This window comes from Bradyrhizobium sp. Pha-3, assembly GCF_042258325.1.
Classification (GTDB): domain Bacteria; phylum Pseudomonadota; class Alphaproteobacteria; order Rhizobiales; family Xanthobacteraceae; genus Bradyrhizobium; species Bradyrhizobium elkanii.
This window is the reverse complement of record NZ_CP170151.1, coordinates 3,285,602-3,302,129: the sequence shown is the minus strand read 5'-3', so window position 1 is coordinate 3,302,129 and position 16,528 is coordinate 3,285,602. Positions and strand designations below refer to the sequence as shown.

Genomic DNA, 16,528 nt, shown 5'->3' with positions numbered 1-16,528 from the left:
CGTGACGGAAACGGAGCAATCGCATGCGTATCATCGTGCTCGACAACGACACCGATTTCGAGGGTTGGCGCAAGGCCGCGCGGCGATTGGCGATCAATGACGTGAAGCCTGCGGAGGTCACGTGGACCGTACGCAAGGACGACGAATTGTCGCCGGCATCCTGCGTGAATGAATTACCTGACGTGCCGCAGGCGCAGTTCAACGTCCCCGCGATCTTCGTCGAGCTCGCAAAGGCCGCGATCCTGCATCGCAGTGACGAACGCTTTGCCCTGCTCTATCGCCTGCTGTGGCGGCTGCGCAGCCGCCACGATCTGCTCGGCGCGACCGATGATCCCGATGTCGTCGAGGTCCACGCGATGGCGCGCGCGGTCTATGTCGATATCGACAGGATGCACGCGCATCTGCGCTTCCGCGAGATCGGCCGCGAGCGGACGGCGCATTACGTCGCCTGGTTCGAGCCGGAGCATCGCATCGTCGAACTTGCCGCGCCGTTCTTCGCCGGCCGCTTCGCCGACATGCCGTGGTCGATCCTGACCCCCGACGTCTGCGCACATTGGGACGGGCACGCGATCTCGATCACGCCGGGCGTCGCCAAATCAGAAGTGCCGACCGAGGACCGGCTCGAGGAGGCCTGGCGGCGTCACGACAACGGCCGCTTCAATCCCGCACGGCTGAAGGTGATGGAGATGCCGCAAGCCTATTGGAGGAACCTGCCCGAGGACTCGATCATTAAGCCTCTGATCGAAGACGCAATGCGCATGACCAGCGGCCCCTTCATCGCACGCAAGGCGGCCGAGCCGCAGAAGCGGCAGGATACGCCGATGCCCCGCAAGCAAGCTCAAGGCAAGCAAGCTCAAGACAGGCAAGCTCACGACACGATTGCGGCCTTGCGCGAGGAGGCCGCCGATTGCCGCGCCTGCCCGCTGTGGAAAGACGCAACGCAAACCGTGTTCGGCGAGGGACCGCAGAGCGCAACGCTGATGCTGGTCGGCGAGCAGCCCGGCGACAAGGAAGATCTCGCAGGCCACCCCTTCGTCGGACCGGCCGGCCAGATGCTCGATCGCGCGCTGCAGGAAGCGGGCATCGATCGTCGCAAGGTCTATGTCACCAACGCAGTGAAGCACTTCAAATTCGTGCCGCGCGGCAAGATCCGGCTGCACCAGAAGCCGAGCACACCGGAGATCCGCGCCTGCCGCCAGTGGTATGAGCGCGAGCTCGCCACCATCAAGCCGGACCTCGTGATGGCGCTCGGCGCCACCGCCGCGCAGAGCGTGCTCGGCAAGATCACGCCGATCAACAAGAACCGCGGCCATCTGATCGATCACGACGGAACCAAGGTGCTCGTCACCGTGCACCCATCCTATCTGTTGCGGCTGCCGGATGAAAAAGCCAAGGCGCTGGAATATCAGCGCTTTATCGACGACCTGAAAATCGCCGCACATCAGTTGCGCAGATCAGCCGATGCAGCTTGAGTTCCGTAAAACCAGCGGAACCGGAGGAACTACATCGCAACGAGAAATTGTTCTAAACGCAGACAAATACCTACAACCTTTAATTGATCCGTGGTAGGGTAGCATGTTCCGCAGGTATCGGGCGTCATGTTCACGCCATGACGTACCCTGAGGCGGGCGCGCTGCGCGGTTTGCTAGCCCCGATCGTGCGGCGCGCCACCTCATCTCGCAATCCTCCTCCCTCATTCGCGATCCTCCCACTCGCAGGCGCCCGCCGAATTCTCCGGCCGTAAGGCCTGCCGGCCCCGCCGGATGCCGGTGTGATGTCATCCGCACATTGTCTCGTTCAGCGAAACGCAGGCCGCAAGTCTCCGTCGCGATCGGCGATCCGTTATTGCTGAAGTTTGCCACGAGGCCGCGAAGCCACGTGCGCGCTCAATGCGTTGCACAAAAATTCGGCTCGATGTCCACCGTCACCGCAAGCCGGCTCATCTCGCGGGGCCGGATTTCAATTGCTTGTCATATGCATCGATCAAAATCGGGAGCATTGGGACAGGAGTTTACCATGAGCGATATGGCGTTACCCGGCTCGATCGAGCCCGCCCTAACGAAGGGTCCGGACCTCGACAAGGGCTTTCATCCTCTCACCGGGGTTATCTATTTGGGCGTGGTCGCGGCCGCGCTGCTGTTCGTTGCCTACAGCATCTATGCCGATGTCGACGCCACCGGTACGCGCATCACCTCGTTCCTGCCGTATATCCTGCTGTTCGTCGCGCTGCTGATCGCGCTCGGCTTCGAATTCGTCAACGGCTTCCATGACACCGCGAACGCGGTCGCCACCGTGATCTACACCCGCTCGCTGCCGGCCCATGTCGCCGTGGTGTGGTCGGGCATGTTCAACCTGATCGGCGTGCTGCTCTCCAGCGGCGCCGTCGCGTTCGGCATCGTCTCGCTGCTTCCGGTCGAGCTGATCCTGCAGGTCGGCAGCAGTGCCGGCTTTGCCATGGTGTTCGCGCTCTTGATCGCCGCCATCATCTGGAATCTCGGCACCTGGTGGCTCGGCCTGCCGGCCTCGAGCTCGCACACCCTGATCGGTTCGATCATGGGCGTCGGCATCACCAATGCGCTGCTGCGCGGCCGTGACGGCACCTCGGGCGTCGACTGGTCGCAGGCGACCAACATCGCGAAGGCGCTGCTGCTGTCGCCGCTGTTCGGCTTCGCGCTCGCCGCCGGCCTGCTCTACCTCCTCAAGATCGCGCTGCAGCGCGCGACGCCGGCGCTGTTCGGCGAACCGGTCGGCGACCAGCCGCCACCGTGGTGGATCCGCGGCATCCTGATCCTGACCTGCACGCTTGTCAGCTTCTTCCACGGCTCCAACGACGGTCAGAAGGGCATGGGCCTGATCATGCTGATCCTGATCGGCACCGTGCCGACCGCCTATGCGCTGAACCGCGCAATGCCCTCGAGCCAGATCGAGCTGTTCACGGCGCACTCGACCGCGGCCAGCAAGGTCATCGAAGGCAAGGCCGCCGGTTACAACGTGATCGGCAATCCGCGCCCGGCCGTGACCAACTATGTCGCGCAGCACCAGATCAACGAAGGCACCTTTCCGTCGCTTGCGGTGCTGGTGCGCGACATCGGCCAGCAGGTTGCCCAGTATGGATCGCTGGCCAAGTTCCCGGCTGACGCGGTCGGCAACACCCGTAACGACATGTACCTGGCGTCCGAGGCGATCCGTTTCCTGATGAAGGACAAGGAAGCCGAGCTGACCGCTGCCGACATCGCCACGCTGAACGAGTACAAGGGCTCGCTCGATGCCGCGACGAAGTTCATCCCGAGTTGGGTGAAGTTCGCCGTCGCCATCGCGCTCGGCCTCGGCACCATGGTCGGCTGGAAGCGTATCGTCGTCACCGTCGGCGAGAAGATCGGCAAGACCCACCTGACCTACGCGCAGGGCGCCTGCGCCGAGATCACGGCGGCCGCGACGATCGCGGCGGCCGACGGCTACGGCCTGCCGGTCTCGACCACGCACGTGCTGTCGTCAGGCATCGCCGGCACCATGGCCGCCAACGGCTCCGGCCTGCAATGGGCCACGATCCGCAACATCGCGATGGCCTGGGTGCTGACGCTGCCGGCCGCGATGATCATCTCGGGCGTTCTCTACTACGTGTTCTACCACCTGTTCTGACGCCACACGCTTTCGGCGCAGCAACGCGCCGGACAAAGGCCCGCACTCCGGTGCGGGCCTTTTGCTTTGGACCTGCAGCCCGGCTCCTCGCTCAGGCGGCGCAAGCCTTCGCAACCTCGGCCAGCAGGCCGCGCGCCCATTTGTGCAGGCCGGATTTGGCCGTCCTGGCGCCCCAGTACATGTCGATCGAGATCGGCACGCGGAACGGCAGCGCAGCGACATGGAGGCCGCCGCGCATCGCCCGCGCCAGATGATACGGGATGGTCGCGACGAGCCTCGTGCCTGTGATGATGCGCTCCAGACTGTCGTGGTTGGGAAGGCTGACCACCGCCTCGATCTCGATCTTCCTCGCCCTCAGCGCCGCGAGATAAAGCGGCTGCCACTCACCGCTGTGGGTGATGAAGACATGCTCGGCCCTGGCATAGGCCGATAGCGCGATCCGGCCGCGCGCGAGCGGATTGGCCGGATCCATCACGCAGACATAGTGGTCGGTGAGGAGATGGCGCCGAAAGAAGCTCTCGCCGACGATCCCGACCGGACCGAGCACGATGTCGCACTGGTTCTGCTTGAGATGAACGTCGCCGTGGCCCGCGGCATCGAGCAGGACGAGACGGACCCGCGGCGCGCCGGCACGCAGCCGCGTGCTGAACTGCGGGATCAGGGTCTGGCGTTCGTGATAGTTGCAGGAGATCGTCACGCTGCCCTGTGCCGTCGCCGGATCGAACTCCGCCGGTGATGCAAGCCCGTCGATCTCCCCGATCATGTCCCGCGCCCAGGCAACCAGCGCCGCGCACCGTTCGGTCGCCGTCACGCCATTGCCGCTGCGGATGAACAGCGGGTCATGCAGCGCGCCGCGCAACCGCTCGATCGCATAGCTGATGGTGGACTGGTTGACGTCGAGCCGCTTGGCGGCGGCGGAGAACGACTGCAGGTCATAGACCAGCACGAGGGTCCGCAGAGTCCCGATATCGATCGGATCGATCGAGGAATTGGCCACCACGCTGCGCGTCCCTGCATTGCTGGCGGCCAGCCTAGCACAAGGTCATGGAATATTTCGATGAGCCAGATCGATCCCATCGAATTGAGTGATTGCGCGCCCGGCGCTAGCCTTCGCGAAAAGCGCTCCCGGGAGGACCAATGGCCAGCGGCGTACCAGTCGTCACCGACATCGCATATGAGGATCTGCTCGACGACCCCTATCCGATCTTCCGCCGCCTGCGCGCGATGGCGCCCGCGGTCTTCGTCGAGCCTGCGAAGCTGACGCTGGTGACGCGCTTCGACGACATCACGCGGATCGAGCGCGATCCTGTGACCTACTCGGCCGACAATCCGGCCTCGCTGGTCAACAAGGTGATGGGGCCGACCTTCATGCGCAAGGACGGCGCCGAGCATGCGATCGGCCGCAAGGCGATCGAGCCCTCGTTCCGCCCGGTCACGATCAAGGAGCATTGGGCACCGCAATTCACCGCGATCGCAGAAAAGCTGATCGGTGATTTGTTGGAGACTGAAGAGGCCGATCTGTTCTCCGCCCTTGCCGCGCCGATGGCCTCGCTCAGCCTGATGGCGATGATCGGCTTTCGCAAGATGCCGTGGCAGACCCTCGCCGAGTGGTCGCAGGCGCTGATCGACGGCGCCGGCAATTACGCCGCCGATGCCGAGATCGAGCGCAAGGCGATGCAGGCGAGTGCCGAGGTCGATGCCGCGATCGACGCGGTGCTCGAGGAGCATCACGGCCAGCCCAATCCCTCGATCCTGTCTTCGATGGTCAACGCCGATCCGCCGATGCCGATCGAGGCCATCCGCGCCAACATCAAGGTGATCATCGGCGGCGGCCTGAACGAGCCGCGCGACGCGATCCTGACGCTCGTGCTCGGCCTCCTGGAAAACCCGGCGCAGAAGAACAGCGTGCTGGCAAAGCCGGAGCTGTGGCCGGCCGCGCTCGAGGAAGCGGTGCGCTGGATCTCGCCGATCGGCATGTATCCGCGCCGCGTCACCCGCGACGTCGATCTTTCCGGCATCACGCTGCCGCAAGACCTTCAGATCGGCCTTTGCGTCGGCGCCGCGAACCGCGACGGCAGCCGCTTCGCCGAGCCCGACCGCTTCGACGTGACGCGGCCCAGGCAATCGCATCTGGCATTCGGCGCCGGACCGCATTTCTGCGCCGGCACCTGGGTGTCACGACTCACCGTCGGCAAGATCGTGGCGCCGATGCTGTTCGCGCGCTTGCGCAATCTGCGCCTCCGCGCGGAGACGCCGCCGGTCGTGCGCGGCTGGGTGTTTCGCGGACCGGTGACGCTGCCGGTGCGATGGGACGCGTGAGCCTCACGCCGCCAGTGCGTTCTCGACGATCTTCACGAAATACGACGTGCCGAAGACGATCGCCTCGTCGTTGAAATTGTAGGCAGGGTGATGCAGGCCGGCGCTGTCGCCGTTGCCGCAGAAGATGAACGCACCGGGCCGCGCCTCCAGCATATAGGAGAAATCCTCGGCGCCCATCAGCGGCGGCATTTCGTGCACGTTGGATGCGCCCGCGACCTCGCGCGCGATGCGGCTCGCGAATTCGGTCTGCGCCTCGTGGTTGACAGTGACCGGGTAGCCGCGCTCATAGGTCAGATCGATCTTGGCGCCGGTCATCTTGGCAACGCCATCCACCACCTCGCGCACGCGCTTCTCGATGAGATCGCGCACCTCGCGGGTCAGCGTGCGCACGGTGCCGCGCAGCTCCGCGGTCTGCGGGATCACGTTGCGGGCGTTGCCGGCATGGAATTCGCACATCGAGATCACGGCGGAGTCGAGCGGATCGACGGTGCGCGCGACGATCTGCTGCAAGGCGGTGACGAGCTGCGCGCCGACCAGCACGGAATCGATGCATTTATGCGGCCGCGCGGCGTGACCGCCGAGCCCTTCGATCTTGATGTCGATCGCATCGGTCGCGGCCATGATCGGGCCGGTGCGGATCGCGAACGAGCCGATCGGAATTCCCGGACCGTTGTGCATGCCGTAGACCTGCTCGATGCCGAAGCGGTCCATCAGGCCGTCCTTGATCATCGCGGCGGCACCGGCGCCGCCCTCCTCGGCCGGCTGGAAGATCACGACCGCGTCGCCGGCGAAATTGCGCGTCTCGGCGAGATAGCGCGCGGCGCCGAGCAGCATCGCGGTGTGGCCGTCATGGCCACAGGCGTGCATCTTGCCCGGCGTCTTCGAGGCGTAAGGCAAATTGGTCTGCTCGTGAATCGGCAGCGCATCCATGTCGGCGCGCAGGCCGATCACCTTGACGTCGCCCTTGGCCGGCCCCTTCTTGCCCTTGATGACCCCGACCACGCCGGTCTTGCCGAGCCCGGTCGCGACCTCGTCGCAGCCGAACTCGCGCAACCGGTCGGCGACGAATGATGCAGTGCGGTGCACATCGTAGAGCAGCTCGGGGTTTTCATGGATGTCGCGGCGCCAGGCCTGGATATCGGGTTGCAGATCGGCGACGCGGTTCACGATGGGCATGAGAATTCTGGCCTCAGAGGTTGGACGTAAGTCATCTCTAGCATGCAAGAGCCGGTCCACCCAAACAGATGTGGCATGCTCGCGGCTGGGGCCTGCATTCGCAATCGGGATGCGGGCCGTCCCTCGCTGGACTTTGCGCAGACCTCGGGCCTGATATCATCGCATCCGACCAAAGCCTAATAGTGCGGGAAATATCCGGCGCGGATACTACCCCAGGTTTTCCGCACCGAAATCCTCTCGCCTTCCAACAGGGAGCGGCTGCATGACGCCGGATCAGGCGGTGTTGTTTTCCACCATCATCCTGCTGGTGCCGATGGGATATTTCCTGCTGGCGGCGCCGGCGTTCCTGCTTGTGAAGCTCGACGTCCCGCCGGTCACGCGGCTGCTGCGCGGCATGTTCAATGCCTACTTCCTGGTGCTGGCGATCGCCGGTGCGGTCGGCACGCTCGCCTTCGCAACGGCCGGCCGGTTCGCCGTTGCGCTCGGCATCGCCTTGATCGCAGGGTTCGCGGTGCTGGCGCGGCAATGGTTTCTGCGGCGGCTCGATGCCGAGGCGGACGCGAGAGACGCCGGGGATCCCACCGCCGTGCGGCGGCTGCGCCAGCTGCATTGGGGCGGCATGCTGTGCAACGCGGTGCAGGTGTTCGTTCTGGTCGGCAGCATTCCCTACATGGCACCGCTGCCCTGAACGCAGTTTGCTCGCTTGTCCGGATGCGGTTCCCGGCTGCCCGCTATGCGTCACGTTTCCGATGCGGATCGTATTTCGAAAGGACGTCCCTGAGGTAATCCCGGCTTTTCCATTCCGGGGCGGGCGGCTCGTAGCCGGGCCGAGGCACGTACAGATTCGCCGGAACGTCCGCTGATGCGCCCATCAGGTCCGGAACGTAGCGCGGGCAATTTGGAAAGATTTCACATTTGACGCGCACGACGACCTTCGCGCCATGATGCCCGGCAAGCGCCTCCGCGCCGTCGTGGATCGTCGCTTTGCCCCGGATGCGCGTGCGAAACGTCTTGCCGTCGAGCCGTACGAACAGCAATCCGACGTTGGGGTTGCGGTGAATGTTGCCGAGCGTGCGGTACATGTTGTTGCCGTCGTACTCAGGGAATTCAAGCGTATCAGGCCCGGTGATCTTCACGAAGCCGGGATCGCCGGAACGCATCGAGCAATCGACGTTGTCCTGATAGCTGGTCGCGATGAAAAAGAATCGCGTCTCCTCGATGAGCTTGCGATCCTGTTCCCAGAACTCGAAGTGGAGGCGATGCTTCTCGAGGCCGTCGGCGACACGACGACCATCGAAGCGGTCCTGCAACTCACGCATTCCGTCGTGGTAGAAAGGGGCGCGGACTGGGTCGGCCACGGCAATCCTCCAGCAAGCTGAGCAATCGATCAGCACGTTGACGTGGCCGGGATTTTCCTTGGCAGTTCACCCGGCCAACAAAGCGAAAGACTATTCGTTCGGCACGGGCGTGGAAAGCCACCCAGGTCCGAAGCGGGTGAAAAGGCGTCGATAACGGCCGTTCCCTACCCCGATGTGAGCATCTGGCTGCGGATCTCCTGCGCGGTGCGGCGCAGCGGCAGCAGGAATTTCTTGCGCGCGCCGGCTTCGCTCACCGTCCCCGAGATCGTGTTGACGCTGAGCGCGGCGACCACCGCGCCCGCGGGATCGCGCAACGGCACCGCGATGCCGCAGATCGCCGGATCGAGCTCGCCATCGACCCAGGCATAGCCGTCGCTTTCGACCCGCGCGAGCAACTCGCCAAGACGCTCCGGATCGGTGACCGTGCGCGGCGTGACCTGCGTGAAGCCCCCGGTCGCGAGATAAGCCTCGCGGGTGCCAGGCGGCAGCGCCGCGAGCATGACGCGGCCGAGCGACACCAGATGCGCGGGCAGCCGGCTGCCGACGCCGAGATTGGCCGAGAGGATCCGCCGCGCCGGCAGCCTTAGCGCATAGACGATCTCGTCCTCGTCGAGCACCGCCATCGCACAGGACTCGCCGATCTCGTTGCGCAGGTTTTCCAGCGCGCGCTGCGCATGCCCCCAGTATGGCAGCGCGTTGAGATAGGACAGGCCGAGCCCGAGCGCGCGCGGCCGCAGGCTGAAATAGCGTCCATCGGAGGCGCAATATTTCAGCGCCACCAGGGTCGCGAGGATACGCCGCGCGGTGGCGCGGTTGAGGCCCGCAGTGTCGGCGGCCTCCGCCAGCGTGTGCCGCCCCGGAGGCTTGCCGAGTGCTTCGATGATCGAGAAGCCGCGCGCAATCGCGCGCACGAAGCCGTCACTCTCTTTGCTCATGGCGGGCGCCTGGCTGGTTCCGTCATCGCACTCACGACATCGCAGCCCGCATGGCTGCCTGCACATGACGCGGCTCCGTGCGCTTGTCAGGGGCTCCCGACCGCGCTAGCGTCAATTCATACAGCGAATTAATTGTTCGCCTGGCGAACTCAATAGCAGGAGGATGCACGATGGCGCAAGCAGAAAGTTCTGCGGCCACCCCGTTCGAAACCGATTTCTGGAAAGACGCGAAGCTGCGCAAGGTGTGGGACGACATCGTCCCCGGCGAGCCGCGCAAGACGCTGCCCTACAAGCTCACCCAGGAAGCGATCGCGCTGTACTGCCGTGCGGTCGGCGAGATCAATCCGCTCTATCTGGACGAAGCCGCCGCGAAGGCCGGGCCCTATGGCGGGCTGATCGCGCCGCCCGCGATCCATATCCTGCTGATGTTCGCCTGCACGCCGGCCGACGACTGGATGCGCTCGCCGGGCACCGTCAATGCCGGGCAGTCGTGGAGCTACAACATCCCGGCCCGCCCCGGCGATACCATCACCCTGCAGGCGCGCGCGCTCGACAAGTTCATCAAGCGCGAGCGGCTGTTCGTGGTGCACGACAACGTCTTCTTCAACCAGCATGGCGACGTGATCTGCTCAGGTCGCGGCCAGACCATCCGTCCGATGTAAGGAGGATCACCATGACCACAGCGAATTTCGAATCTCTCAAGGCCGGCGACACCATCGACGGCCCGGCATTCGCGGTTTCGCGCGAATCGATCCGCCTGTTCTGCGATGCGTCGCTCGACTACAACCCGCTGCATCTCGACGACAACTACATGAAGGGCGATTTCGGCAAGACCAATTTCGGCGGCATCATCATGCACGGAATGAACAATTTCGGCCTGATCTCGCGCATGCTGACCGACTGGGCGCTTCCCGCAGGCGCGATCCATCGCAGGCTCGAGACGCGCTGGCTGAAGCCAGTGAGGCCCGGCGACACCATCCGCCCGGCCGGCACCATCAAGGCCAAGCAGGTCACCGCAAAATCGCGCTGGGTGCTGGTCGACGTCGCCGTGCAGAACCAGCGCGGCGAGACGGTCGCGGCCGGCGAAGCGATGCTGGAGTTTCCGCCGAGCGCGAAGGTGAACTAGCCGCGCGCACTCGATCGGAGCAACGGGCTCCGCCTCACCCCGCGTGCGGGGAGAGGCCGGAATGCATCGCAGATGCATTCCGGGTGAGGGGGAGTCTCCGCGGGCTCAGCTACCACCGCGTTGTGCGGAGATAGCCCCTCACCCCAGCCCTCTAAGAGCGAGCTTCGCTCGTCTCGACCCCGTAAGGACGGGGCGAGGGAGCGCAGCACCTGCGCGGCAGCCATGCGACCCAACAATCAAAGAATCATTCGGAGGTTTCGATGCAGGATGCTGCCCATTCGCGGCTCTATGGACGGATCGCCTGGCGCCTGATCCCGTTTCTGCTGGCGTGCTACACGATTGCGATCATCGATCGCTTCAACATCGGCTTTGCCAAGCTGCAGTTCCTGCACGACCTCAAGATCGACGACGCGGTGTTCGGGCTTGCCGCCGGCATCTTCTCGGTCGGCTATGTCGCGCTCGAAGTGCCGAGCAACCTCCTGCTGGTCAAGGTCGGCGTCCGCAAGACGCTGCTGCGGATCATGGTGCTGTGGGGCGTCGTCACCATGCTGCTCGCGCTGGTGCAGAACCAGTATCACCTCTATCTGCTGCGCTTCCTGCTCGGCGCCGCCGAAGGCGGTTTCTTCCCGGGCATTTTGTACTATCTGACGCTGTGGTTCCCGGACCGCGTGCGCGGCCGCATGACGAGCCTGTTCGTGATGGCGGTGCCGCTCGGCGGCGTCATTGCAGGACCGTTGTCGGGCCTGATCATGGATCACATGCAAGGCGTCCACGGCCTGCACGGCTGGCAGTGGCTGTTCATCCTTGAAGGCGGTCCGGCCGTGCTGCTCGGCATCGCCGCCTATCTCTACCTCGCCGACGGACCTCAGGTCGCGAGCTGGCTGAGGGCCGACGAGCGGCGGCAGGTCGCAAGCGACCTCGCCCGCGACCGCGCCGCCGTTCCCGGCACCACGCGGAGCTTCGCGGCGGCGCTGCGCGAGCCGCGCGTCTATCTGCTCTCCTTCATCTACTTCGCGTTCTTCTGCTCGCTCAACACCATCCTGCTGTGGACCCCGACGCTGCTGAAATGCGTCGGCGCGGCGACCACCACCGAGATCGGCTGGCTGAGCGGCGCGATCTCGGTTGCGTCCGCGATCGGCATGGTGGCGATCGGCTACAGCTCCGACCGCACACGGGAACGGCGCTGGCACGTGGTCTGCTGCGGCCTCGTCGCAGCGGCGTGTTTCATCGCCTTGCAGGCAGCGCAAGACAGCGTCCTCCTGACCGTGACGCTGCTTGCCGTCGCCTCGATCGGCATCTTCGCGATCCTGTCGCTGTTCTGGACCATTCCGAACGCGATGCTGGAGGGCAGCGCCGCGGCCGGCGGCATCGCGCTGATCAGCGCGATCGGCTCGTTCGGCGGCGCGGTCTGCCCTGCCCTGATCGGCTGGATGAATGTCGCGACCGGGAGCATCTACGCACCGCTCGCCCTCGTCGGCGCCGTGCTCGGCATCGGCATGCTGACGCTGATCGTCTGCGTCCCCCGCGCGAGACATGAGGTCACACTGGCCGAACCGAGCCGTCCCTGAGCATCCAGCGCACGCCCGGCATCCACTGCCGGGCTTGTGTCGGCCCGCTGCGTCTGACTAATAAGAGCCCAACAAAAGACGCTTGCCGGGAACGAGGACATGCCGCGAAGGCTCGAGGGTGATTTCGACTACATTATCGTCGGCGCAGGCACGGCGGGCTGCATCATGGCCAACCGCCTGTCGGCCGATCCGAAGAAGCGCGTGCTGCTGCTGGAAGCCGGCGGCAAGGACAACTGGATCTGGTTTCATATCCCGGTCGGCTATCTCTTCGCTATCGGCAATCCGCGCTCGGACTGGATGTTCAAGACCGAGGCCGAGCCGGGCCTCAACGGCCGGGCGCTCGCCTATCCGCGCGGCAAGGTGATCGGCGGCTCCTCTGCAATCAACGCCATGATCTCGATGCGCGGCCAGGCCGCGGATTACGACCATTGGCGGCAGCTCGGCCTCACCGGCTGGAGCTACAGCGACGTGCTGCCGGCGTTCAAGCGGCTGGAGGATCATTTCCTCGGTGAAAGCGAGCATCACGGTGTCGGCGGCGGCTGGCGCATCGAGGCGCCGCGGCTGTCGTGGCAGATCCTCGACGCGGTCGGCGATGCCGCCGAGGAGATGGGCATCAAGCGCATCCCGGACTTCAACACCGGCGACAATGAAGGCACCAGCTACTTCCACGTCAACCAGAAGCGCGGCCGGCGCTGGTCGTCGGCGCGCGGCTTCCTCAAGCCGGTGCTGAACCGCAGCAATCTGCGGCTCGAGACCGACGTGCTGGTCGACCGCCTGATCATCGAGAGCGGCCGCGCCGCCGGCGTGCTGTTCCGGCAGGGCAATGAGGTGGTCGAGGCCCGTGCCAGGGGCGAAGTGATCCTCTGCGCCGGCTCGATCGGAACCACGCAGGTGCTGCAGCGCTCCGGCATCGGTCCGTCCGAATGGCTGTCGCCGCTCGGCATCGACATCGTGCTCGACGTGCAGGGCATCGGCCATAATCTGCAGGACCATCTGCAGCAGCGCGCGATCTACAAGGTCTCCGGCGTGCGCACGCTGAACGAGACCTATTACAATCTGGTTCGCCGCGGCCTGATGGGCCTCGACTACGCGTTCCGCCGCCGCGGTCCCCTGACCATGGCGCCGTCGCAGCTCGGCATCTTCACGCGCTCGGACGCGACGCGCTCGCGCGCCAACATCCAGTTCCACGTGCAGCCGCTGTCGCTCGACAAGTTCGGCGATCCCCTGCACCGCTTCCCCGCGATCACGGTAAGCGCCTGCAATCTGCAGCCGAGCTCGCGCGGCACGGTGCGGATCCGCTCGACCGCCCCCGACGACAAGCCGTCGATCGCGCCGAATTATCTCTCGACCGACGACGACCGCCAGGTCGCGGCCGACGCAATCCGCACCACGCGCAAGCTGATGAAGCAGAAGGCGCTGGAGAAATATCATCCCGAGGAATTCCTGCCCGGCCCCTCGGTCGGCGACGACGATGCCTCGCTCGCCAAGGCGGCCGGCGACATCGGCACCACGATCTTCCACCCCGTCGGCACCGCGAAGATGGGAACGGCCAACGATCCGATGGCCGTGGTCGACGAGCGGCTGCGCTTCTACGGCCTGCACGGCCTGCGCATCGCGGATGCCTCCGTGATGCCGACCATCACCTCCGGCAACACCAACACGCCGACGGCGATGATCGCCGAGAAGGCCGCGGCGATGATCCTGCAGGATGCACGATAGAACGACGATGAACGCCCCGAAGCGCTTTCTGGTCGGCGATGCCGGCGCACAGGTTGCGGTGGCGCAATGGGGCGAGCCGGCCTCGGACAAGTCGCCGGCGCTGCTGCTGCACGGCACAGGCTTCGTCGCGGAGGTGTGGACCGAGGTCGCAGAGGCGCTGGCGGTCGATTACACGGTCTACGCGCTCGACCGTCGCGGCCATGGCCTGAGCCACAAGCCGCCGGCCGATCGCTATCACTTCCAGGATTTTGCCGAAGACGTCCGCATGGTGGTGGAGCGCCTCGACCTCCATGACATCTACGGCATCGGTCACAGTGCCGGCGCAACCGACCTGCTGCTCGCCGCCAGACTGATGCCCGGTCGCTTCGCGCGCCTGTATGTCACGGAGCCGACCGCGATGGATCCGCGCGCGCCGCGCGCCGGCGGCCTCAGCGACATCGCGCGCGGATCCGTGCAAGGTGTGCTGCGCCGCCGGGCCGAGTTCGACAGCGCCGACGACCTGTTCCAGCGGCTGCGCGCCGCACCGGCCTTCGCGCCATGGACCGAACGGTCGCTGTGGGCCTATGTCCATCACGGCTTTGCCCGGCTCGACGACGGCCGCATGCGGCTGCTTTGCACGCCGGAAATCGAGTCGGCCCTGCTCGGGCCGATCTTCCAGGCCATGGAGCAAATCTACACCGGCGACGCCCGCGGCAATCCGTTCGCGTGGCTCTCCGACATTACCTGCCCGGTCTGCATCGCGACCGCTGAGCAGTCATGGCCGATCTACAAGGAGATGGCAGGCCGCGCCGCGGCGCTGATCCCGCATGCGAGCCGATGGACCTTCGACGGCGCCGGCCATTGCGTCGCGCAGGAGGCGCCGGAGCTGATGGTGGCAGCGCTCATGACGTTTGCCGCGCGTACGCGTTAAGGCGTGAACGCATCAATGCGTTGCACCTAGCCGTAGTGATCAAGTTCGCTCAGGGCAATTCGGACCTCTCGCGCGAAATCCACCAACGACACGATGAAAGCCACGACGGCAACAATGAAGAGGATGGCAACGCCCCGCTCGTGCTGGATGTGAAGGAACGCACTCACAAAGCCGACGACGATGACAACGCTGATCGAGATGCTTCCCATGATGGACCAGAAGATCGCGCGATTGATCATGGTGGCGCGCCGAGCAAGACGCGGCAGGTCTGCCTTGAGCCGGCACCTCGCCTGATCCTGATCAGAAATCTGGTTCAGGTAAATCGATCTGTCGATGATCCGGTTGAGGCGGGAAATCAGCACCGCGATAAAAGCCGCCAATGCACCGAGCAGAAATGCGGGCGCAGCCGCTTGAGAAATCACTTGAGAGAGCTGACTGACCGACGGCGTATCCGGCAACATCGACTCGACCTTCGGGTTAGCGCGGCCGAAACCAATCAGCCGGACATTGGCAACCTGAACCCTGCAGCCTGGCCATCACGACTCCGAAGTATCGAACGGGCAGCGGCGACGATTGTCCAGCCGGCGTCCGAACAGCCGGCATCGACGGCCGCGAGTGCGGCGCATCGTGGCGTGATCTTGGCACAATTGAAGGCACGCACAACACTGCTATTTTGTGACGATCCGTCGGGTCGGCGTCACGGTGCTGGTCGGCGCCATCGGAGAGATCGAGAACGTCAACCAGGAATTCCAGCCGGCCGGGCGATTCTGTGCTGCAAATTCTCCATACCCTTTGAGATTCAGATAACCCTGCATGTCGCCCACGGGAAACAGGAAGCCGATCTGCGGACCAACGCCCAGCACGCGGGACCGAAAGCCCCCCAGGACAGGGTGCTGGCCGAAATCATCGGTGACCTGCTGATAGGCATATCCAACCAGGCCAACGAAAACCTGCTTTGACAGAAACTGGGAGGCGCCCCAATCCAGATGGAAGTCGATCCCGTTCTGATACTGCGTATCCTGATTCTTGAAATTGTAGGTGAAGCCCGCGACCGCGGAAAATTCATGGCCCGCCTGCGGGTTGAAGTAGGTGTAGCCGCCGCCTGCATCGATGGCGGCGTGACCGATGCCGAGATTGGCGAGGCTGCTCGGACTGTATGCTCCGACCGGAACGTCTCCCGTTACATAGGTCATGAAATTGTGCACGCCGGCGTTCCACTTCAGCGTCGCCTGCGGGTAGAGGTCGCCTACCGATGTGATTGAATCGCCGAAGCTGCCGGTGCGCGTTGTCGCCAGCGGACCGACGGCCGCCGTCAGCGTCCCCGCAAGATCTGCGCTGGACCGCCCGAACAGTCCGGTCACGCCGATGGCAAGCTGGCCACCCAGCACCGGCGTCGCGAACGTGTAAGTGGGATTGAGAAGGATGAGATCCGCCTGCGCGCTCAGATGCAGGTTTAGGTCGACGTTTGCCGCGGCAGGAATTCTGCCGACCTGGATTTCCCTGGCGGCCGCGGCATTGCCGAATGCACTTACACTGGTGTGATAGTAGACCTCCGCCATCGACCAGCCGGGGACCTGCGGGGTCGCAGCGACACTGCCGAAGCGGCCGGGAAGCCAATATGAGACGCCGCCCTCGTCGGCACGGGCGGCTTCAGGCGAGAATGACGCCATGACCATTGTCATGGCGATGCCGACATCCCTGAGTGTCTTACTTCGCCTGTTTGGTTGCCGCCTCTTCGAAAGATCACGAAGCCGCATGTCACCCACCCCACTTTTGGC

15 protein-coding genes are annotated in these 16,528 nt (G+C 64.9%); 9 read left to right on the top strand and 6 right to left on the bottom strand.

From position 1 onward, the window contains the following. Positions 1-23: 23 nt before the first annotated feature. Positions 24-1,472, top strand: a complete 1,449-nt coding sequence (locus ACE10X_RS15345; RefSeq protein ID WP_038386461.1) for a UdgX family uracil-DNA binding protein — start codon at positions 24-26, stop codon at positions 1,470-1,472. 544 nt (positions 1,473-2,016) lie between these two features. Further along, positions 2,017-3,639, top strand: coding sequence for an inorganic phosphate transporter (locus ACE10X_RS15340; RefSeq protein WP_038386460.1), 1,623 nt, complete (start codon positions 2,017-2,019; stop codon positions 3,637-3,639). A gap of 91 nt (positions 3,640-3,730) precedes the next feature. Here the strand turns inward: ACE10X_RS15340 and ACE10X_RS15335 are convergent, their stop codons facing one another. Beyond that, positions 3,731-4,639, bottom strand: coding sequence for a LysR family transcriptional regulator (locus ACE10X_RS15335; RefSeq protein WP_038386459.1), 909 nt, complete (start codon positions 4,637-4,639; stop codon positions 3,731-3,733). Between the two features lie 137 nt (positions 4,640-4,776). Between ACE10X_RS15335 and ACE10X_RS15330 the strand changes: the two genes are divergently transcribed. Next, positions 4,777-5,958 carry a cytochrome P450 gene (locus ACE10X_RS15330; protein WP_038386458.1) on the top strand — a complete coding sequence of 394 codons (1,182 nt, stop codon included), beginning with the start codon at positions 4,777-4,779 and terminating at the stop codon, positions 5,956-5,958. A gap of 3 nt (positions 5,959-5,961) precedes the next feature. On the opposite strand, the gene ACE10X_RS15325 is transcribed toward ACE10X_RS15330, so the two are convergent. Then, entirely contained in the window at positions 5,962-7,134 is a 1,173-nt protein-coding gene (locus ACE10X_RS15325; protein WP_028331680.1) for a M20 aminoacylase family protein, read from the bottom strand. A 262-nt stretch (positions 7,135-7,396) separates the two neighbouring features. Here ACE10X_RS15325 and ACE10X_RS15320 point away from each other — a divergent pair, with 262 nt between their 5' ends. Then, positions 7,397-7,822, top strand: coding sequence for a hypothetical protein (locus ACE10X_RS15320; RefSeq protein ID WP_038386457.1), 426 nt, complete (start codon positions 7,397-7,399; stop codon positions 7,820-7,822). Positions 7,823-7,865: 43 nt separating this feature from the next. On the opposite strand, the gene ACE10X_RS15315 is transcribed toward ACE10X_RS15320, so the two are convergent. Then, a complete protein-coding gene (locus tag ACE10X_RS15315) occupies positions 7,866-8,492 on the bottom strand; it encodes a pyridoxamine 5'-phosphate oxidase family protein (RefSeq protein WP_157788047.1) in 627 nt (208 codons plus the stop codon). 164 nt (positions 8,493-8,656) lie between these two features. Next, positions 8,657-9,427, bottom strand: coding sequence for an IclR family transcriptional regulator C-terminal domain-containing protein (locus tag ACE10X_RS15310; protein ID WP_304556529.1), 771 nt, complete (start codon positions 9,425-9,427; stop codon positions 8,657-8,659). Positions 9,428-9,597: 170 nt separating this feature from the next. Here ACE10X_RS15310 and ACE10X_RS15305 point away from each other — a divergent pair, with 170 nt between their 5' ends. The 5 genes from ACE10X_RS15305 (at position 9,598) to ACE10X_RS15285 (ending at position 14,750) form a co-directional block, all read left to right on the top strand. Further along, positions 9,598-10,089, top strand: a complete 492-nt coding sequence (locus tag ACE10X_RS15305) for a MaoC family dehydratase (protein WP_038386454.1) — start codon at positions 9,598-9,600, stop codon at positions 10,087-10,089. Positions 10,090-10,100: 11 nt separating this feature from the next. After that, positions 10,101-10,553, top strand: a complete 453-nt coding sequence (locus ACE10X_RS15300) for a MaoC family dehydratase (RefSeq protein WP_038386453.1) — start codon at positions 10,101-10,103, stop codon at positions 10,551-10,553. Positions 10,554-10,813: 260 nt separating this feature from the next. Beyond that, positions 10,814-12,121: an MFS transporter gene (locus tag ACE10X_RS15295; protein WP_304556530.1), complete on the top strand. Its 1,308-nt coding sequence runs from the start codon at positions 10,814-10,816 to the stop codon at positions 12,119-12,121. Positions 12,122-12,220: 99 nt separating this feature from the next. Next, the gene (locus tag ACE10X_RS15290) at positions 12,221-13,840 is read left to right on the top strand and encodes a GMC family oxidoreductase (RefSeq protein ID WP_038386447.1); all 1,620 of its coding nucleotides are present in this window, start codon (positions 12,221-12,223) and stop codon (positions 13,838-13,840) included. Between the two features lie 7 nt (positions 13,841-13,847). Further along, positions 13,848-14,750 carry an alpha/beta fold hydrolase gene (locus ACE10X_RS15285; protein ID WP_085970717.1) on the top strand — a complete coding sequence of 301 codons (903 nt, stop codon included), beginning with the start codon at positions 13,848-13,850 and terminating at the stop codon, positions 14,748-14,750. A 26-nt stretch (positions 14,751-14,776) separates the two neighbouring features. Here the strand turns inward: ACE10X_RS15285 and ACE10X_RS15280 are convergent, their stop codons facing one another. Beyond that, a complete protein-coding gene (locus tag ACE10X_RS15280) occupies positions 14,777-15,211 on the bottom strand; it encodes a DUF2721 domain-containing protein (protein WP_038386445.1) in 435 nt (144 codons plus the stop codon). Positions 15,212-15,418: 207 nt separating this feature from the next. Beyond that, positions 15,419-16,420, bottom strand: coding sequence for a transporter (locus ACE10X_RS15275; RefSeq protein WP_375764288.1), 1,002 nt, complete (start codon positions 16,418-16,420; stop codon positions 15,419-15,421). Positions 16,421-16,528 lie beyond the last annotated feature (108 nt).